Raw genomic sequence first — 18100 nt, 5'->3', positions numbered from 1 at the left:
ATCATGAAATCATTATATATCATTCCATTTTTACTTTTAAGCGTAATTTTTTACGCACAGGAAAAAAAATCTCCAGAACTTCAGGATCAGGAACAGGTTTTGAAAGATGCTAAAGAATTTGAAAAGAAAATGCAGAAACAAAACGAAGCCAATTTCCCTAAAAAAGAAAAACAAAACGTTTTGGCATCCGAACAGGGCCTGGAAGTGAAGCAAGAAACTCAGAAAACCGGGAAGCAAAGTAATAATCAGGATAAACTATTACCCAATACCGCAAGTTTTGAAGATATTTTAGCCTCGATCCCTAACAGACAAAATTCACGTAAGAGAAATGCTTCTACAAATGCCACAGTAAAAGTTCAGGGTTTACCAAACACGGCAACTTTAGAAGAAATTAAAAAAACAATTCCTAAAAATTAAACTAATAACCTTTTTCAAAAAAGAAGTCCGCAAAAATAATTGCGGACTTCTTGATTTTTTATTTGGATAAATTTAATCCCAATCTGCTGCGATAAATTTCATTTCATTTCCATTGTTGTCAGATAGTGTTAGTCGATGTCCTTCGATCAAATAATTTTTCATGTTCCCTATTTTTTTCATAAAAGCATTTTCGAGTTCCATATTTTTACAGACCATTTCTGTGCTTCCAATTTCTGAAATATTTATTTTGCTGTTATTTTTTAATTCAGCTGTAAAGAAAATTCTGTTGCAACCCATTGTTGCGAAACCCTTCACGCGATTACCGGTTCTTTCACCTGTTAAATTGATTCCTGCTTTATTTTCAACCAACTGCAGCTTGGTAAATTGATCAAACGAAACCATCATCCATTCTCTCCGGTAATGTTGGTTATCGACCTTTGATGCCGAACAATTTAAAACCAGTGTTAAAATGAAAACAGAAAAAAGACTTAAAATAATGTTTTTCATACCACTCAGCCACCCATTTTCATACCAATTAAGGATGGATTATCGTAAAAATTAGTAAATTAGCCCCACAATAATTATTTTAAAAATGAAAAGAATATTTTTACTATTCACTTTCTTGTTAGGTTTTGCTCAAATGAGAGCAGACGAAGGGATGTGGCTGTTGATGCTCATCAAAAGACTTAACGGTGTTGATATGCAGAAAGAAGGTCTGCACCTTACGCCTGAAGAGATCTATTCTGTGAACAATTCAAGTCTTAAAGATGCTATCGTAAGCTTCGGAGGATTTTGTACAGGAGAAATCGTATCAGACAAAGGTTTGATCTTTACCAATCACCACTGTGGTTATGGTGCTGTTGCAGCAGCTTCTACACCGTCAAAAGATTACCTGAAAAACGGTTTCTGGGCGATGAAAGAAAAAGATGAGTTTAATGCAAAAGATCTTTACGTAAGATTTTTGGTAAGAATGGATGACGCATCGCAAAGAATCAATTCTAAACTTAATAACAATATGACTGCAGCTGAAAGAAAAGCTGTAATCGATGCTGAAACAAAAGCAATTCAGACAGAAAATTCTGAAAACGGAAAATATACTGTTGTCGTGAGAGATTTCTTCAACGGAAATGAATTCTATTATTTTGTTTATCAAGACTATAAAGACATCAGATTAGTAGGTGCACCACCATCAGCTTTAGGAAAATATGGTGGAGATACAGATAACTGGGAATGGCCACGACATACTGCAGACTTCACGGTTTTCAGAGTATATGCTGATGCAGCAGGAAATCCTTCTGAATATAAGCCAACCAATGTTCCTTTGAAGCCTAAACATTTTTTACCGGTTTCTCTTAAAGGAATTAAGCCTGGTGATTTCTCAATGATCTTGGGTTATCCGGGAAGAACAAACCGTTACCTGACTTCTTACGGAATCACCCAAATGGTTTCTAAAGATTATCCGGCTTGGGTAGAAACTTCTAAAATGGCAATGGATGTGATGAAGAAGTATATGGATAAAGATAAAACCACTCAGTTAGGTTATGCTTCTCAATATGCTTCTGTAGCCAACTATTGGAAAAACAGACAGGGAACAATCGACGCCGTTGAAAAAAACGGAACCATTGCAGACAAACAAAATATAGAAAGAACTTTCAGACAATGGGCTTCTCAGCCGGGTAATGAAATGTATGATGGTGTTCTAGAACAGATCGCAACATATTACAAGCAGGTTACGGACAGAAATGTTGAAAGAAATTATGCTTCCTTATTAACAAGAAATGCCAAATATATTGCTTTGGCTTACCAATTGGCTCCGGCTCTCGATGCTTACGCAAAACAGGATATGGCAGGAAGATTGGCAATGAAACCAAAAGTAGAAGCAGCTATTAAAGATGCTTATGACAACATCAATCCTGAATTGGAAGGAGAAATGCTTAATTCTTTGGTAAACCTTTACAAAACAAGAGTAAAAGCTGATGTTGCTTCACCAACAATTATGGCTTTAGATGCTAATAACTTGTCAACTGTTGCATTCTCTTCATTATTTGCAAACAAAACATCTGTAACCAACTACATTTTAAACCCTGATCGTTTAAAATTAGATGCAGATCCTCTTTTGAAAATTGCAAAAGGTATTGCAGAAGATCAGAGAGTTTCTGGTGAAAGATTTGTAAAAATCGATGATAATTTTGCTAAAAACAACCGTCTTTTCTTAGCTGGTTTGATGAAAGCAATGCCTGAGAAAAAATTCTACCCGGATGCAAACTCTACCATGAGATTGACTTACGGACAGATCGACACATTGCCAATCAGAGAAGACAGAAACTACTTTGGTGTTACTGATAACTACTACACTACAATGGAAGGTTTAGTAGGCAAATACAAAGCTGGTGACGAAGAGTTTGATCTTCCACAAAGAGTTCTTGCACTTCAGGGAGCAAAAGACTACGGTCAATATGCTGATAAAGCAGGTTACCTTCCGGTAAATTTTCTTTCAAACAACGACATTACAGGTGGAAACTCCGGTTCTCCGGTAATCGACGGTAACGGAAACCTTATCGGTATCGCATTCGACGGAAATAGCGAAGCATTAAGTGGTGACATCGTTTTTGAAGACAAATGGCAGAAAACAATCAGTGTAGATATCCGTTTTGTTCTTTGGACGATTGATAAATATGCCGGTGCAAGAAGATTGGTCGATGAGTTGACATTAGTAAGAGATGAAAATACTCCGGCTGATACTGGCGCATCTAAAATCAAAACTGCAGCTCCTGCAAAAAAGAAAAAGAAATAATTTTTTTCTAAATCATATTTTAAAAACCGTGAAATAAATTTCACGGTTTTTTTATTTTTGATGATTCAATTTTAAATAAAATGAAAACACAAAAGATTAAGTTTAAAGCTATCATCCAGCAAAACGGAACGATGAATGCCGCCTTTGTAAAATTTTCATTTTCTGTGGAAAAACTTTTCGGGAAAGGTAAAATCTTCTAGATAATTTTTTTAATAATTAAACATTCCAAAACTCACGATCCAAACTTCTGTATTGTATCGCCTCTGAAATATGGTTTGAAAGAATATTTTCAGATTCTTCCAAATCGGCAATCGTTCTGGCAACTTTTAGAATTCTGTCGTATGCTCTTGCAGAAAGATTCAGTTTTTCCATTGCCATTTTGATGAGGTTAAAAGATGCATCATCTAATTCACAAAATTGCTCCAACTCACGAGAACCAATTTGAGCGTTATAACTGATTGACAAATCTTTATACCGCTCATTCTGAATCTCACGCGCAATTAAAACCCGCTTTCTGATGTCTTCACTTTTTTCGCCTTTTCTTTTTTCGGCTAATTGTTCAAATTCCACTTTTTGCACTTCTACATGAATATCGATGCGGTCTAAAAGCGGTCCCGAAAGTTTATTCATGTACCGTTGCATCTCAAAAACTGACGAAGTATTATTCGGATCATCTGGAAAATATCCGCTCGGACTTGGGTTCATTGATGCAACCAGCATAAAGCTCGAAGGATAATTGACAGTAAATCTTGCTCTTGAGATCGTCACTTCACGATCCTCCAAAGGTTGACGCATCACTTCCAGAACTGTTCTTTTAAATTCAGGCATTTCATCCAGAAATAAAACTCCGTTGTGAGCGAGAGAAATTTCTCCCGGTTGCGGGTAACTTCCACCGCCAACTAATGCAACATCCGAAATTGTATGGTGTGGCGAACGGAATGGGCGAACAGTCATCAGAGAAGTTTCCGTTCCCATTTTTCCGGCAACAGAATGTATTTTTGTAGTTTCTAATGCTTCTTTTAAAGTGAGTGGCGGCAAAATACTCGGAACTCTTTTTGCCAACATCGTTTTTCCGCTTCCGGGAGGTCCGATAAGAATGATATTGTGTCCGCCTGCAGCGGCAACTTCCATTGCTCTTTTTGCAGTTTCCTGTCCTTTTACTTCAGAAAAATCAAAAGGGAAATTGTTTATTTTCTCCTGAAATTCTTTTCGGGTATCCAAAACTACTTTTTCGAGTGGTTTTCCTTCATTAAAAAAATCAATAACTTCTTTGATGTTTTCAACTCCGTAAACATCAAGATTATTGACAATCGCAGCTTCTCTTGTATTTTGTTTAGGTAAAATAATTCCTTTAAAACCTTCTTCACGAGCCTGAATCGCAATAGGCAAAACCCCTTTTATAGGCTGCAGACTTCCATCTAAAGAAAGCTCTCCCATGATGATAAACTCTTGAATATTTTCTGCTACAATTTGATCTGAAGCAACCAAAATCCCCATAGCTATACTCAAATCGTAAGCCGCACCTTCTTTTCTAAGATCAGCAGGAGCCATATTGATCGTGATTTTTTTGCCTGGAATTTTGAAACCTACGTTTTTCAGTGCAGCCGAAATCCTGTAACTGCTTTCTTTTATTGCATTATCAGGAAGACCTACAAGGTGATATCCTACTCCACCGGTATCTATATTAACCTCAATTGTAATGGTTTGTGCGGAAACACCGAAGATTGCACTTCCGTATATTTTTATCAGCATTTGATTGTGTTTTAAGTAAAAATAAAAAAATTATTTGAAAAAGCACTTATCAAACAATTTATATTAAAATTATATTACAAAAAACCGATGCAACTAAATCTGCATCGGTTTCACTTTACTAAAATTATTTAAAAAAACTAACTATGATTCTTTAATTCCTTATTTCTTTATAAATTTATTTCGGTACATTTTACTATCTGAGGTCTTACATACTATTATATAAGTACCCGGAGCGAGATCGTTTACATCAATTGCTTCGTTGAATTTGTGATCTTTCTTCTGTAGAATTAATTTTCCAGACATATCAATGATTGAGATCTCACTATATTTTTCAGACTGTTTACCAATATACAAGAATTGAGCAGTGGGGTTAGGATAAACGTTTAAGCTATTTTCTCGTGTTTTTGTTTCCCCTGTAGAAAGGTTTGGACAAAAACTCCAATTCCCGAAATTTAATTGCACAAATGCAAAAGTAGCTAACATCTGACATTGATCCGGGCAGTACTCGGTACAAGCGTAAAAGCCATAAAGCCCAGATTCGGTTGCAGTATAAGAGTCTCCTGTTGCTCCGGGAATAATGCAGGCATCCGTTGGTGATGGCGGGTTACTTCCCGGAATACATTTGAACCAAGTATGATCTCCGTAAACTTGAGGAAATCCATTATTAAGCTGTACAGAAGCTCCATTACAAATGTTGTACTCCCCGTTTACTTCTTCATAAGTTCCCGGTTGTAGATCTATCATCAAATACGGAAGTCCGTAAACATAACCATCTGCCATGATTGGATCACTTTCAGCAGTACAGTCATTTTCTGTAACTTCTACTTTAAAATAATACAACATGTCATTTGTTCCGTCAATGGTAAGGGTTTGCATCGTTGCTCCGGGAATTGCAACCCATGGGTTCGGATTGGGTGTTTGCCAATCCCACTCTTGCTTATACCATTGATAACTCGAGTAAGTTTGTGTTGTAGAAAGTATTTCGCTTTCCGAGCTGCAAAAAACTACCTTATCAGGAAACATCGTTCCTAATCTGGGACTTGTAATCGTGGGATTGCACTGTTGAGCTTTTATATTTAAGACACTTAAAAATAAAAGACTTAAAAAAATTAATCTTGCTTTCATAAATATATTTGATTTGATGTGTTATGATTTAATTAATTGACACCCTGATTCCGAATTTCAAATTGAAATTCACAGGTTTTTCTTTATAAATAGTTTTTAGATTGCTGTTGTCATTAAAATGGTATCCTATTCCCGGCTCGGCATAAACTCCAATTTGTTTCAGTATTTTTAGCTGAAATCCAACTGCTGTATTGGCTGAAACCTGCACGGGTTTCTCGCTGATATCTTCTTTTGTTTCTTCTTTCGGCAAACCATCTACGATATATTTGGTTTTTATTTGTCCCGAAATTGCTTTTTCTACAACACCTCCCCCCGTAATATAAGCTGTGAAAGCTCCCTTTTGAATTACATTATAATTAACCTGAACAGGAAGTCCTAAATAATGAATATTTTGCTCACTGCTGATAAAATTATCACTGCTTCCTGAGACAACTTCCGCCGATAGTTTTGTATAATTAATTCCCGTTCCTATCCCCCATTTTTTTCCTATATTATAATAAACCGAAGCCCCAAAAGTAACCGGAGTCTTGTGCTTAATTTTTGCATCTACTTTTTTATCCTGATTTGCTAAGAGAATTTCCATCAACGGATTTTCTTCAAAACCTACACTCCAAACTTCGGGAAGGCTCAATGTGGTTCCATTAAGAGTAGCATATCCGGGAAACTGATCAGTTGAGTTTGAAGAAGTATTTCCTGTAAGCACACCGACCATCCATTTTTTCTTAGACTTATTTTTTGCCAGCCTCGCTTTTTCTGAATCTTCAAATTTTCCCTTCCATTCTCGTTCTTGTTTAGTAAGAAGTTCGTGAGTTGATTCTTCAATGTTTTCTTGCTGTTTACCCAAATTCAAATTTTCTGTCTGAACTAATCTTTTAGCATCTTGCATTAAGATATTGTCATTACTTTTCGTTTGTACTTCAAAAGTGTTTTCTTTCCAAAAATCAATTTTAGAATTTGTTTTATTAATAAAAATGTTTTTATCTAAAATGTGATTTCTTCTTTTTTCTTTACCTGAATTCATGACGATTACACCTCTTCTTTCTTCTAAAGAATTCTCAGTAGATCCGTCATTTTTATCTATAGCTGGTTTTTGATCATTGTAAATAGTTTCTCCGGATTTATTAGCATATTCAGATACTTGGGATTGTTCTTTTTTGCTATTAAAATCAATTAATCTGTCCAAAATAAAAAACATTGCAATCGCAGCAGCAATACCACCAATACGATAATATAGAGATTGGTGTTTTTTATTATTTTTAATTGCTTTTTTTTCAGTCTTCAAATCATCGTTCATTTGAATCAGAATAGGTGCTTTTGTCTTTTCTTCTTCAAAAAGTTTGTATCTTATATCATCCCATAATTCATCCGGAACATCATCCGTATGATTTTCCATCTTTCTGCGCAGATCATTTAGCCAGTCATTACTCATATTGCGCTGTTTTAGACATTTTATATTCTTTTATTTTTTTCACCAAAATTGCTTTTGCTCTGTGAAATTGTGATGCAGATGAATTTTCTGCAATTCCCAAAATTTTTGCAATCTCCTTATGACTTTTTTTCTCAAAAACATATAGATTGAAAACTGTTCTGTAACCTTCCGGAAGGGCACGTATAATTTCCATAATGGTGTGTTGTGAAATTTCTTCAAAATTTGGATCTTCATCTCCCTCTTCAGCAGGAATTTCAAAATCATCTGAAATTTCTTTAAAATTGAGCTTCTTCTTTATATGTTTTAAAGATTCATTGACTACAATTTTAGTAATCCATGCTTTCAAAGAACCTGCACCCCTATACTCAAAAGAAGAAATTGAGTGGAACATCTGTAAAAAGCTATTCTGCAAAACGTCATTAACATCCTCTGCATCAATAATATATCTGGAACACACATAAGATAGGTTGCCCGAATAAGCTTCGAAAAATTCTTTCCAAGCCACTTCTTCCTTTCTTAAAAGACAGTCGACCAAAATCTGCTCCTTATTTTTCATTAATTAAATGATGATACCATTCAACTCAATTTAACATAATACAAAGATAGGAAGCCTCTATTTGAGGCTAATCCTAACTTAAAAACTAATTACTATTTAATTTTTGACACTAATTGGTATATCATATTTTATCGTCTGATATGGGGAAAATTCTACTCCGTCAATATTTATTTTTTCTGCCTCAAACCCAAACCTCAAAGACGAGTCGTATCCTACAAAAAAACCTTTTTGATTAGCTTTCAATTTTACAACTATATTTTTCGCTGTCCCGTCAACAGTCATTTGGAATCCTAAAACCTTTGGTTGAAAGGTCAACTCTATTATATTTTGGTCGATGTTTAGTTTTGATTGATAATCCAATTTGTATTCAATTTTTCCGATATGTGCCAAAACTGTGTCTGCTTTTACAGGATCTGCTACAACCGTTTTTACAATTTCTCTTACCGGAAAATCTTTGAAAGTGATGATTGTATCTTTAGCTGCAAACTCAATTATTTTCTCATTGAATTTATTCCCTTGCGAAGTCACTAATCTTGCTTTATAATTCCCTTTTACATCATCCTGCTTCACAGGAACAGGTTCATATTTATCAATCTCGCATGAGATCATAGAAATTCCTAAAAAAGCAAACATTGCAATCATAAGAGATCGTAGTACTATTAATTTCTTCATTTATTCTAAAATTTTTACATTAAACATTATTCTTTTGAGTACTCATTTATATAAATCCTTTTTTTCGTAAATCTTGCATGAGAATTAACAAAAATGTTTAAAAAAAATAACAATTAATTGATTGTCAATAGCTTTGTTTTAATTATTAAATCATTTTAAGTTTTGTTATTTTAATATATTTGTTAAAATATAATAAGCACTCCTTATAATGACGATAAAACCTGAAATCTCCTGGGCAGATTTTGAAAAGATTGACATCCGATGCGGAACAGTCATTACTGTAAATGATTTTGAGAAGGCAAAAAAACCTTCTTACCAATTGGAAATTGATTTTGGTGATTTAGGAATTAAAAAATCCTCTGCTCAAATTACAACGCTTTATAGCAAAGAACAATTGCTAGGAAAACAAATTTTGGCAGTTGTCAATTTTCCCAAAAAACAAATTGTCATTTTTTTTAGCGAATGTCTGATTTTGGGTGTTTATGGCGAAGATCCGAAAGATGTAACTCTTATTACAACGTCTTTGCCCGTAAAAAATGGTTTGATAGTTGGTTAATAAGCTGGAATAAATTGATATTGATAAATTTTACAATTAAACCTAACATATTTCTAAAAAACACAGACTATGATACAAAATATTCCATTAGAAAAAGTCTTATTTCTTGATATTGAAACAGTTCCAAATGCAGGCTCGTGGGAAGAATTATCTGAGACCGAGCAGAAACTTTGGGATAAAAAAACACGATACCAACGTAAAGACGAAATTACTGCCGAAGATTTTTACGAAAGAGCCGGAATCATGGCAGAATTTGGAAAAATCATCTGCATTACAATCGGAATGCTGGAAAAAAATGAAACTTTAAGAATAAAAAGTTTTGTCAATGGTGATGAAAGAAAACTGCTTCAGGAGTTCGGAGAACTTTTTAACAGTCCGAGGCTTCGTGATGTTATTCTTTGTGCCCACAACGGAAAAGAATTTGATTTTCCCTGGATCGCAAGACGTTTTTTGATCAACGGAATGCAACCTCCTATTCCATTTCAGATGTATGGAAAAAAACCATGGGAAATACCACATCTCGACACCATGGAATTATGGAAATTCGGTGATTATAAAAGCTATATTTCTCTCGAACTTCTGGCTCACGTATTTGGAATTCCTACCCCGAAAGACGACATCGACGGCTCAATGGTTTCATCAATCTACTACATAGAAAAAGACTTGCAGCGAATAGTTGACTATTGTGAAAAAGATGTCTTAACTTTGGCAAACATTTTCCGACGTATGCGTCAGGAAGATTTATTGCAGAGAAATATCAATTTAGATTAACAAATGAACTTTACAGACGATCAGATTGCCGACATCGGTGAAGAAATTATAAGAGTACTGAAAACCGTTTACGACCCTGAGATTCCGGTGGATATTTATGAATTGGGACTAATTTATGACGTTCAGATCTCGGAAGAAGCCGATGTGAAAATCATCATGACCTTAACGAGTCCTAACTGTCCCGTTGCGGAAAGTCTTCCACAAGAGGTAAAGGACAAAGTGAAAGAAGTAGAAAATGTGAATGAAGTAGATCTCGAACTTACTTTTGAACCAACTTGGAACAAAGATATGATGAGTGAAGAGGCAAAATTTGAGCTGGGAATGCTTTAAATCTTCTTTAAAACAAAAAAAGCTGCCAAATTTTGGTCATTTTTTGCTTTTGACTAATCCTGATTTTCTATTCTTTAAAAATCTGTTTGTCATTCCGTAGGAATCTCGACAAAGTTTTAATTATAATAGCTCAGATTCCTACGGAATGACAAAAGTATAGTTTAATTATCTAAATTCCTTTGACAATTTCTTTTCCTTCTCTCCTGCTCCACTCACTCCAAGATCCAACATACAGATTCGGAATTTCAAAACCTGCATATGCTAAAGCTAAAATTGTATGACAAGCTGTAACTCCCGAACCACAGTGAATGATTAATTTTTCCGGTTTATTTTCTAATAATTTTAAATATTTTTCTTTCAGAATTTCAGGTTTCAAAAAACTTCCGTTTTCATCTAAATTTTCAGAAAAAGGAATGTTGATCGCTCCGGGAATATGACCCGCGACTAAATCAATCGGTTCAGATTCTCCTTTGTATCGATAAGAATCCCGTACATCAATTACAGTTGCAGAATTGTTTGTTAATTCATTTTCAACATCTTCTAAGCTCGAAACCGCAAGAAGCCAATTAACTTTTTTGATGATTGTAGCTTTCTCAAAACTTTGCTCACCTGATGAAAATTCAAAATTATTTTTTTCAGCATTCTCAAATCCTCCATCCAAAACCTGCACATTTTCAAATCCAAAAGATTTCAGCATCCACCAAGCTCTTGCTGCGGCATTTGCTCCATTCTTATCATCATAAATTACAATATGAGAACCCTCTGATATTCCTAAACGAGAAACAGCTTTACCAAACTTTTCAACTGTCGGAAGTGGATGCCTTCCTCCAAAAGCGGGATTTTCACCAACTTCAGCTAAATCTTTATCTAAATCGATGAACCTTGCATTTTTAATATGCCTGTCAAGATATTTTTGATGAGCATCTTTCCCTGCTCTTGCATCAAGAATGACCAAATTTTCAGAAAAAAGATTTTTTAATTTGGAAGGTGAAATTATTGGTGACATTTTGGGAGATTAGTTGATAACTTTTATGTTTTGAAAATTATGAGTCAAATAAAAATAAATGATAATTTAATTTATACATTTCAAAGCAATGTTTGTCATTCCGGAGGAATCTCGGCAGCGTATTTAATAAAGTTACAAATTTGTTTAAATTCCTCCGAAATGACAAAGGCTCTGTTTCTTATTTTTACGATTTAAAATTTAAATGATACTAAAAGAAAACTGCAGAAATCTCTGCAGCTATTTTATTGATAAATGAAAATCATGGTTTGTACCAATTCGGGATGAAGACTTCTTGAGACGGGGCAATTTTTTGCAGTTTCTTCGATGAAAGCTTTTTCTTTATCGGAATAAGTATCAGAAAAAACAAAATTACAGACAATTTCACCAATTCTTCTTGGTTCAGTCTTCATAATTTTCTGAAGCGTACAATATGCTCCGTCTATATTGATCTCTTTATCTTTGCCTAAAATAGCGATGGTTGTCAACGCACATTCTGCTAAAGACGTCGCACACAAATCTGTCGGAGAAAATTTCTCTCCTTTCCCGTGATTGTCTGTTGGTGCATCACTTTCGATGATTGTTCCTGACTGTAAATGTTCTGCTGAGCATCTGAGTCCTCCAATATATGTAATTTTTGATGTCATATTATTTTAAAATAAAATTAAGAGACAGTGTCTCAGAAATGAAAAATATCTTTAGCCTTGTTATAAGAACTTTCGAAATTCAGTAAGTTCAATTTGTGTTCAGCTTTTTCCACACTCATGAAATTGATGACCTGCTCAGTTGGCATATTTCCCACCAAGTCATCTTTTGCCATCGGACAACCGCCAATTCCTTTGATTGCGCTATCAAATCTTCTGCAACCTTTGTCGTAAGCTACTTTCAGTTTAGAATAAGAATCTTCATAACGGTTATGAAAATGTGCTCCGAAATCAATTTCAGAATATTTAGACGGTATTTTTTCAAATAAAACAGAGATCGTTTCCGTCGTCGCAACTCCCGTAGTATCAGAAAGTAAGATATTTTTAATTCCTATTTCAGAAAAACGGTTTGCCCAAAAATCTACATCTTCCCATTTCCACATTTCACCGTACGGATTTCCAAATGCCATTGAGAAATATAGATTGAGTTCTTTACCTTCACTTTTGGTCAGCTCAATCATTTTAACCACATCATCAAATGCTTCTTCCTGATTTTTATTCGTATTTCTGTGCTGAAAAGTTTCAGAAATAGAAAACGGAAAGCCTAAAATATCCACAGAAGGATGCATCAAAGCTTTTTCGGCTCCTCTGTAATTTCCGATGATGGCAGAAACTTTTGTGTTTGATAAAGATTTATCGATATTTTCGGCAACCTCAGCAGAATCAGCCATTTGCGGAATTGCTTTTGGAGAAACAAAACTCAGACAATCTAAAACATCAAAACCCACTTCCATCAATGAGTTGATATAATCGATTTTTTTGGCAGTCGGGATAAATTCTCCCCAACCTTGCATGGCATCTCTAGGACATTCTGTAAGAAACATTTTCACTTTAGATTTTCTCAAATATAATAAAACTAAAACAATTAGCCTTTTGTAAAAAACAAAGCTATGATTCTTTTGATAACCAATAATTTATATTTGATTTATAATTTCAATACATCATATTCAATTACAAAAAACCTATTCTCAGCATCAAATTTGCTAACTTTGTTAAAATTTTAGACATCTAATGAATACAATTGAATTCAACGAAATGTGGAGAGAAAAATTACTGAACCGTTTTCTCAGCTATGTAAAAATATATTCAACAAGTGATGCGGAAAGCGAATCTACACCATCTACAGAAAGACAATGGGATATCGCTAATTACATCGTAGAAGAACTGAAAACAATCGGTTTGGAAGATGTTTCGATCGATCAGCATGGTTACATTATGGCTTATGTACCGTCAAATCTCGAAAATGACACTCAGCCAACGATCGGATTCATTTCCCATTACGATACTTCACCCGATTTCAGTGGTGAAAATGTAAAACCACAGGTTTGGGAAAATTATCAGGGCGAAGATTTGATTTTAAACAAAGAAACAAACTTCACATTATCTCCTTCAAAATTTGAAAGTTTAAAAAAACATATCGGTCAGACTTTAATTACGACTGACGGAAACACACTTCTGGGAGCCGATGACAAAGCTGGCTGTGCAGAAATTGTAACGGCAGCAGAATACTTAATCGCTCATCCGGAAATCAAACATGGAAGAATGGCAATTGGTTTCACTCCGGATGAAGAAATCGGTAGAGGGGCGCATAAATTTGATGTGGCAAAATTCGGGGTTGAATTCGCTTACACAATGGACGGAAGTGAAGTTGGAGAATTGGAATATGAAAATTTCAACGCAGCAGGAGCCGTTGTAAAAATCCACGGATTGAGTGTACATCCCGGTTATGCTTTCGGAAAAATGGTAAATGCAAGTCTTTTGGCGGCAGAATTTATCCAGTCTTTACCTGCGAACGAAACTCCTTCTACCACAAAAGGTTTTGACGGATTTTATCATTTGATGGATGTGACTTCTGATGTTTCAGAATGTAAACTTCAATACATCATTCGTGATCATGATGATGAAAAATTTGAGGCAAGAAAAAAATTCATGGAAGAAAAAGTTGCAGAATTTAACCAGAAACATGGCGAAAAAACCGCTGAAGTGGAGATTAAAGAACAGTACCGCAATATGAAGCAGCAATTTGAGGGCAAAATGCACATCGTTGACCTTGCTGCAAAAGCAATGAAAGAAGCAGGAATAGAGCCAAAAATCAAAGCCATCAGAGGCGGAACAGACGGAGCTCAATTATCTTATATGGGATTGCCTTGTCCGAATATTTTTGCAGGCGGAATGAATTTCCACGGGCCTTACGAATATGTTGCTTTGGAAAGCATGGAAAAGGCTTTGGAAGTGATTGTGAATATTGTGAAAGCTTAATGGTTTTTCATATAAAATTGAAATCCAGCTCAAAAAATGAGCTGGATTTTTTTATTGAAATTCAGTTTTCTTCTTTACAAATTTTATATTGTCAAAGTCTTCGATTACATATAGCTCAGAAACAAACTTTTTATGATTTTTTGTTTCATTAAATTCAATTTCATGAGATTTTGAATTCACGCTTATAGTATCATTATAGTCAAGACCATCTGATATTGTAGTGTATATTTCTGCAATATCGCCATTAATTCTGTATGGATAAATACCTGTTGTAAGACTATCATTAAATGTGTTTACAGAACTTTCTGTTAATTTTAATCTGATAAGCCCAAAAGCATGATTGTTTGAAGTTCTAAAATCAACTACATAACCTTTAAATTGGACGTCATTATTTAAAACGCTGTCTCTTTTTTCAGTATTTTCTGCTTCAATTTTATTACTATAAATGATCATTACAATAAATAAACAAATTAAGATAGGAAATCTGATCCAATTTTTCATAAATCGTTTTTCTGCAATTTAAAATTAAACAAAAAGCCACTACAAAAAATGCAGTGGCTTCACAATATTTAAAATTAAATTTTAATCATTCTGTTGATTGCTTAAAAAAGCATCCCAACCTTGTGCTGTCAAAGCAACCAATTGGTTAGAGCCTCTTGCAACCATAAAATTTCCTTCTTCGTTTTCAACAGCATGACCAATAATCGTAAAATCAGGGTGGTTTTTCATTTTATCGAAATCATTTGGTGACATCGTGAACAGTAATTCGTAATCTTCACCACCGCTTAATGCCGTCATCACCGGATTTAAATTCAAATCATCCGCCGTTGTAATCGTCAGATTATCCATCGGAATTTTCTCTTCATACAATCTGAAACCTACTTTAGATTGGTCTGAAAGATGCAGGATTTCCGAAGCCAAACCGTCTGAAATATCAATCATAGACGTTGGTTTGATATCTAACTGCTCCAAAATTCCTTTGACGTCTGTTCTTGCTTCCGGTTTCAATTGTCTTTCCAAAATATAATCGAAACCTTCCATTTCAGGTTGCATATTTGGATCAGCTAAGAAAACAGCGTGCTCCCTTTCCAAAATCTGAAGTCCCATATAAGCTCCTCCTAAATCTCCTGAAACAACAAGCAGATCGTTTGGTTTTGCACCACTCCTTTTTACGATATTTTCTTCATCTTCAATTCCAACTGCAGTAATACTCATAACCAATCCTGCATTGGAACTCGTCGTGTCACCACCAATTAGATCGACTTTATATCTTCCGCACGCCGCCTGAATTCCTGAATACAATTCTTCTAAAGCTTCCACCGGAAAACGGTTTGACACCGCAAGAGAAACCAAAATCTGTGTTGGCGTTGCATTCATCGCAGCGATATCACTAAGATTCACAACAACCGCCTTGTAGCCTAAATGTTTCAATGGGACATAACCCAAATTAAAATGAACTCCTTCCGCCAAAACATCAGTCGTTAAAACTACTTTTTTATTCCCCGGATTGATGACCGCAGCATCATCTCCTACCCCAACTTCCGAAGATTCGTTGGCGAGAGGAAAAAATTCTGTTAAGTGTTTTATCAACCCGAATTCTCCTAGTTTAGAAATTGGCGTCAATTCTGGTTCTTTATCTTCAAACATATTTTAATTATAAATAATGGGTAATTTGTAATGAGTAATCTTAAACTTGAACTCAAAAACTTTAAAGATTCAATGTTGCCGGATCAATATTTTCCGGACGGAAAGGAAGTTTTTTAAAATCTTCTCTCGTCATTACAACGGTTTCCGCAGTTTTATATTTATTCATTGCCTCGATCACATCATCCGGCGGAGTCGTCATTTTTCTCAACATGGTATCGATCCAAACTCCGGTAGCTTCTGAAGTAGCACAGTGTGAACCGTCGGGAAGATAAAATTTATGCACAAAACGATAAATGGCAGCATCTTCTGCACATCCATCGATTTCAAGACTTACAATTACTGTTTGGTCTGCAAAAATTTCCTTAAAAAAAGAGAATCTTTCGTGCATGATTACAGGACCAATTCCCCATCGGCTCATTTGCGTAACCCCCATTTTTTCCTTTTTCATAAAAGCCATTCTCGTTTGCGCACAATATGCTACGTAAGACGAATTGGCAAGATGTTTATTGGCGTCTAGATCGCTCCAGCGTACTTCAAATGTATGGTAGAAAATCATTTTAATAATCGTTTTAATTTGAACTCTTTTTTAAACCAAAAAAATTAAAAAATCTAACCTCATGTTTGTCATTCCGTAGGAATCTAAACAGCTTTATCAAAACTTAGCTGATTCCTACGGAATGATAAACTAACTGAATATTGATGCTAAGGATTAAAAAGTAAGTTATATTTTATGGTTATATTTTGAGTTTTAAAGTTCAAAAATTATAATCCTCAAAATTACTCAAATAAGATGGTTTATAAAAATTGTAGTTTTGTAAAAATAATCTTCAGCATAAGATTAATTAGTTATGAAGCAAATTATCATTATCGGGGGCGGAGCGGCAGGATTTTTCTGCGCCGCAAATCTTGACGAAAAGAAATATAAAATTACCATTCTTGAACAGAATTCTGATGTCTTGCAGAAAGTGAAAATTTCCGGAGGCGGACGTTGCAATGTTACCCATGCATGTTTTGATCCTAAAGAACTGGTTCAGTTTTATCCCCGTGGAAACAAGGAATTACTGAGTGTTTTTACAAAATTTCAACCTGGAGATACGATGGATTGGTTTGAAAAACGAAAAGTTTCGTTAAAGATAGAAAATGACAACAGAGTTTTCCCGGAAAGCAATTCTTCGCAAACGATTATCGATACTTTTCAGAATGAAATTCAGCAGAAAGATGTTGAAGTAAAAACAAAATGTTCCGTAAAAGAAATTCAAAAAGAAGGTGAAAAATATCTGATAAAAACGAGTTTGGGCGATTTTTTGGCAGATTATGTCATCTACACAACCGGAAGTTCGCCGAAATCTTTAAAAATGATTGAAAATTTAGGACATAAAATCATTGAATTGGTCCCTTCTCTTTTTACATTCAATATTAAAGATGATTTATTGAAAGATTTGGCAGGAACAAGTTTTGAAATGGCGGAAACATCAATTCCAAAATTGAAAACCGAAGAAAGCGGACCGTTGCTGATTACGCATTGGGGACTTTCAGGACCTGCAATTTTAAAAATTTCTGCATGGGAAGCTATTAATTTGGCGAAAGTAAATTACAATTTTGAGATTCAGGTAAATTTTATTTCTAAAGATATTGATGACGCAGAACAATTATTTCAGAATTTTAAAATTTCAAATCCTAAAAAGTTAATTGGTTCGTCAAAAATTTTTGATGTTACAAACCGTTTCTGGCAACGAATTTTAGAAGTTTCAAAAGTTGATTTGAATAAACAGATTGCAAATATTTCCGGAAAGGAAATGCAGACTATTTTGGAAAATCTTTGTAAAAAGAAATTTCAGGTAACCGGAAAATCTACTTTTAAAGATGAGTTTGTAACTGCAGGGGGTGTAGATTTGAAAGAAATTAATTTTAAAAATATGACTTCGAAAATTTTACCTTATTTTTATGTTGCCGGAGAAGTGTTGAATATTGATGCCGTAACCGGCGGGTTTAATTTTCAGGCTTGTTGGAGTGAGGCATGGTTGATTGCGCAGGATTTGAATTTGAAACAGTTTTAATATATTGTTTTTCATTCCGAAGGAATCT

Annotated in this window: 19 protein-coding genes; 7 read left to right on the top strand and 12 right to left on the bottom strand. The window is 34.7% G+C overall.

Translation table 11 applies throughout. The annotated features are described in order from the left end of the window. Window positions 1-3: 3 nt before the first annotated feature. A complete protein-coding gene (locus K0R77_RS05715; protein ID WP_300349685.1) occupies window positions 4-417 on the top strand; it encodes a hypothetical protein in 414 nt (137 codons plus the stop codon). A 72-nt stretch (window positions 418-489) separates the two neighbouring features. Here the strand turns inward: K0R77_RS05715 and K0R77_RS05710 are convergent, their stop codons facing one another. Further along, entirely contained in the window at window positions 490-924 is a 435-nt protein-coding gene (locus K0R77_RS05710; protein ID WP_300349682.1) for an META domain-containing protein, read from the bottom strand. An 85-nt stretch (window positions 925-1009) separates the two neighbouring features. Between K0R77_RS05710 and K0R77_RS05705 the strand changes: the two genes are divergently transcribed. After that, entirely contained in the window at window positions 1010-3211 is a 2202-nt protein-coding gene (locus K0R77_RS05705) for a S46 family peptidase (protein ID WP_300349679.1), read from the top strand. 216 nt (window positions 3212-3427) lie between these two features. On the opposite strand, the gene K0R77_RS05700 is transcribed toward K0R77_RS05705, so the two are convergent. The 5 genes from K0R77_RS05700 to K0R77_RS05680 all read right to left on the bottom strand — a co-directional run bounded on the left by K0R77_RS05700 (window position 3428) and on the right by K0R77_RS05680 (window position 8745). Then, on the bottom strand, window positions 3428-4963 hold the full coding sequence (locus K0R77_RS05700) for a YifB family Mg chelatase-like AAA ATPase (RefSeq protein WP_300349676.1): 1536 nt from the start codon (window positions 4961-4963) through the stop codon (window positions 3428-3430). Between the two features lie 159 nt (window positions 4964-5122). Then, window positions 5123-6088, bottom strand: a complete 966-nt coding sequence (locus K0R77_RS05695) for a T9SS type A sorting domain-containing protein (protein ID WP_300349673.1) — start codon at window positions 6086-6088, stop codon at window positions 5123-5125. Window positions 6089-6116: 28 nt separating this feature from the next. Beyond that, a complete protein-coding gene (locus tag K0R77_RS05690) occupies window positions 6117-7517 on the bottom strand; it encodes an outer membrane beta-barrel protein (RefSeq protein ID WP_300349670.1) in 1401 nt (466 codons plus the stop codon). Beyond that, entirely contained in the window at window positions 7510-8073 is a 564-nt protein-coding gene (locus K0R77_RS05685; RefSeq protein ID WP_300349667.1) for a sigma-70 family RNA polymerase sigma factor, read from the bottom strand. Before K0R77_RS05685 ends, K0R77_RS05690 begins: the two co-directional genes overlap by 8 nt. A gap of 96 nt (window positions 8074-8169) precedes the next feature. Further along, complete coding sequence (locus K0R77_RS05680; RefSeq protein WP_300349664.1) at window positions 8170-8745, bottom strand: DUF4840 domain-containing protein; 576 nt, start codon at window positions 8743-8745, stop codon at window positions 8170-8172. Between the two features lie 208 nt (window positions 8746-8953). Between K0R77_RS05680 and K0R77_RS05675 the strand changes: the two genes are divergently transcribed. The 3 genes from K0R77_RS05675 (at window position 8954) to K0R77_RS05665 (ending at window position 10402) form a co-directional block, all read left to right on the top strand. Continuing rightward, window positions 8954-9301 (top strand): tRNA-binding protein, encoded by a 348-nt coding sequence (locus tag K0R77_RS05675; RefSeq protein WP_300349661.1) that lies wholly within the window; start codon window positions 8954-8956, stop codon window positions 9299-9301. Between the two features lie 69 nt (window positions 9302-9370). Beyond that, window positions 9371-10072 (top strand): 3'-5' exonuclease, encoded by a 702-nt coding sequence (locus K0R77_RS05670; protein ID WP_300349658.1) that lies wholly within the window; start codon window positions 9371-9373, stop codon window positions 10070-10072. 3 nt (window positions 10073-10075) lie between these two features. Then, window positions 10076-10402, top strand: a complete 327-nt coding sequence (locus tag K0R77_RS05665; RefSeq protein WP_300349656.1) for an SUF system Fe-S cluster assembly protein — start codon at window positions 10076-10078, stop codon at window positions 10400-10402. Between the two features lie 169 nt (window positions 10403-10571). Here the strand turns inward: K0R77_RS05665 and K0R77_RS05660 are convergent, their stop codons facing one another. The 3 genes from K0R77_RS05660 to K0R77_RS05650 all read right to left on the bottom strand — a co-directional run bounded on the left by K0R77_RS05660 (window position 10572) and on the right by K0R77_RS05650 (window position 12933). Then, complete coding sequence (locus K0R77_RS05660) at window positions 10572-11408, bottom strand: sulfurtransferase (protein WP_300349653.1); 837 nt, start codon at window positions 11406-11408, stop codon at window positions 10572-10574. Window positions 11409-11650: 242 nt separating this feature from the next. Continuing rightward, on the bottom strand, window positions 11651-12052 hold the full coding sequence (locus K0R77_RS05655; protein WP_300349651.1) for an OsmC family protein: 402 nt from the start codon (window positions 12050-12052) through the stop codon (window positions 11651-11653). 32 nt (window positions 12053-12084) lie between these two features. After that, complete coding sequence (locus K0R77_RS05650; RefSeq protein ID WP_300349649.1) at window positions 12085-12933, bottom strand: hydroxymethylglutaryl-CoA lyase; 849 nt, start codon at window positions 12931-12933, stop codon at window positions 12085-12087. A gap of 187 nt (window positions 12934-13120) precedes the next feature. Here K0R77_RS05650 and pepT point away from each other — a divergent pair, with 187 nt between their 5' ends. After that, window positions 13121-14368 carry a peptidase T gene (gene pepT, locus K0R77_RS05645; protein ID WP_300349646.1) on the top strand — a complete coding sequence of 416 codons (1248 nt, stop codon included), beginning with the start codon at window positions 13121-13123 and terminating at the stop codon, window positions 14366-14368. A gap of 51 nt (window positions 14369-14419) precedes the next feature. Here pepT and K0R77_RS05640 read toward each other — a convergent pair whose 3' ends face one another. From K0R77_RS05640 to K0R77_RS05630, 3 genes are all read right to left on the bottom strand, one after another. Further along, the gene (locus K0R77_RS05640; RefSeq protein ID WP_300349643.1) at window positions 14420-14869 is read right to left on the bottom strand and encodes a hypothetical protein; all 450 of its coding nucleotides are present in this window, start codon (window positions 14867-14869) and stop codon (window positions 14420-14422) included. An 81-nt stretch (window positions 14870-14950) separates the two neighbouring features. Next, on the bottom strand, window positions 14951-16015 hold the full coding sequence (thiL, locus tag K0R77_RS05635) for a thiamine-phosphate kinase (protein WP_300349640.1): 1065 nt from the start codon (window positions 16013-16015) through the stop codon (window positions 14951-14953). A gap of 61 nt (window positions 16016-16076) precedes the next feature. Further along, window positions 16077-16571 (bottom strand): thioesterase family protein, encoded by a 495-nt coding sequence (locus K0R77_RS05630; RefSeq protein ID WP_300349637.1) that lies wholly within the window; start codon window positions 16569-16571, stop codon window positions 16077-16079. A gap of 292 nt (window positions 16572-16863) precedes the next feature. On the opposite strand from K0R77_RS05630, the gene K0R77_RS05625 reads away from it, so the two are divergent. After that, window positions 16864-18072 (top strand): NAD(P)/FAD-dependent oxidoreductase, encoded by a 1209-nt coding sequence (locus tag K0R77_RS05625; RefSeq protein ID WP_300349634.1) that lies wholly within the window; start codon window positions 16864-16866, stop codon window positions 18070-18072. Window positions 18073-18100: the final 28 nt, after the last annotated feature.

It is taken from the genome of Chryseobacterium sp. (assembly GCF_029240215.1).
Taxonomy (GTDB): Bacteria; Bacteroidota; Bacteroidia; order Flavobacteriales; family Weeksellaceae; genus Chryseobacterium.
The sequence above is the reverse complement of the archived record's forward strand: the minus strand, read 5'-3'. Positions and strand labels throughout refer to the sequence as shown.

Excerpts from the sequence above, each read along its gene's own strand:
- K0R77_RS05715 (WP_300349685.1), top strand. The coding sequence starts at position 4 with ATGAAATCATTATATATCATTCCATTTTTACTTTTAAGCGTAATTTTT.
- K0R77_RS05710 (WP_300349682.1), bottom strand. The coding sequence starts at position 924 with ATGAAAAACATTATTTTAAGTCTTTTTTCTGTTTTCATTTTAACACTG.
- K0R77_RS05705 (WP_300349679.1), top strand. The coding sequence starts at position 1,010 with ATGAAAAGAATATTTTTACTATTCACTTTCTTGTTAGGTTTTGCTCAA.
- K0R77_RS05700 (WP_300349676.1), bottom strand. The coding sequence starts at position 4,963 with ATGCTGATAAAAATATACGGAAGTGCAATCTTCGGTGTTTCCGCACAA.
- K0R77_RS05695 (WP_300349673.1), bottom strand. The coding sequence starts at position 6,088 with ATGAAAGCAAGATTAATTTTTTTAAGTCTTTTATTTTTAAGTGTCTTA.
- K0R77_RS05690 (WP_300349670.1), bottom strand. The coding sequence starts at position 7,517 with ATGAGTAATGACTGGCTAAATGATCTGCGCAGAAAGATGGAAAATCAT.
- K0R77_RS05685 (WP_300349667.1), bottom strand. The coding sequence starts at position 8,073 with ATGAAAAATAAGGAGCAGATTTTGGTCGACTGTCTTTTAAGAAAGGAA.
- K0R77_RS05680 (WP_300349664.1), bottom strand. The coding sequence starts at position 8,745 with ATGAAGAAATTAATAGTACTACGATCTCTTATGATTGCAATGTTTGCT.
- K0R77_RS05675 (WP_300349661.1), top strand. The coding sequence starts at position 8,954 with ATGACGATAAAACCTGAAATCTCCTGGGCAGATTTTGAAAAGATTGAC.
- K0R77_RS05670 (WP_300349658.1), top strand. The coding sequence starts at position 9,371 with ATGATACAAAATATTCCATTAGAAAAAGTCTTATTTCTTGATATTGAA.
- K0R77_RS05665 (WP_300349656.1), top strand. The coding sequence starts at position 10,076 with ATGAACTTTACAGACGATCAGATTGCCGACATCGGTGAAGAAATTATA.
- K0R77_RS05660 (WP_300349653.1), bottom strand. The coding sequence starts at position 11,408 with ATGTCACCAATAATTTCACCTTCCAAATTAAAAAATCTTTTTTCTGAA.
- K0R77_RS05655 (WP_300349651.1), bottom strand. The coding sequence starts at position 12,052 with ATGACATCAAAAATTACATATATTGGAGGACTCAGATGCTCAGCAGAA.
- K0R77_RS05650 (WP_300349649.1), bottom strand. The coding sequence starts at position 12,933 with ATGTTTCTTACAGAATGTCCTAGAGATGCCATGCAAGGTTGGGGAGAA.
- pepT (WP_300349646.1), top strand. The coding sequence starts at position 13,121 with ATGAATACAATTGAATTCAACGAAATGTGGAGAGAAAAATTACTGAAC.
- K0R77_RS05640 (WP_300349643.1), bottom strand. The coding sequence starts at position 14,869 with ATGAAAAATTGGATCAGATTTCCTATCTTAATTTGTTTATTTATTGTA.
- thiL (WP_300349640.1), bottom strand. The coding sequence starts at position 16,015 with ATGTTTGAAGATAAAGAACCAGAATTGACGCCAATTTCTAAACTAGGA.
- K0R77_RS05630 (WP_300349637.1), bottom strand. The coding sequence starts at position 16,571 with ATGATTTTCTACCATACATTTGAAGTACGCTGGAGCGATCTAGACGCC.
- K0R77_RS05625 (WP_300349634.1), top strand. The coding sequence starts at position 16,864 with ATGAAGCAAATTATCATTATCGGGGGCGGAGCGGCAGGATTTTTCTGC.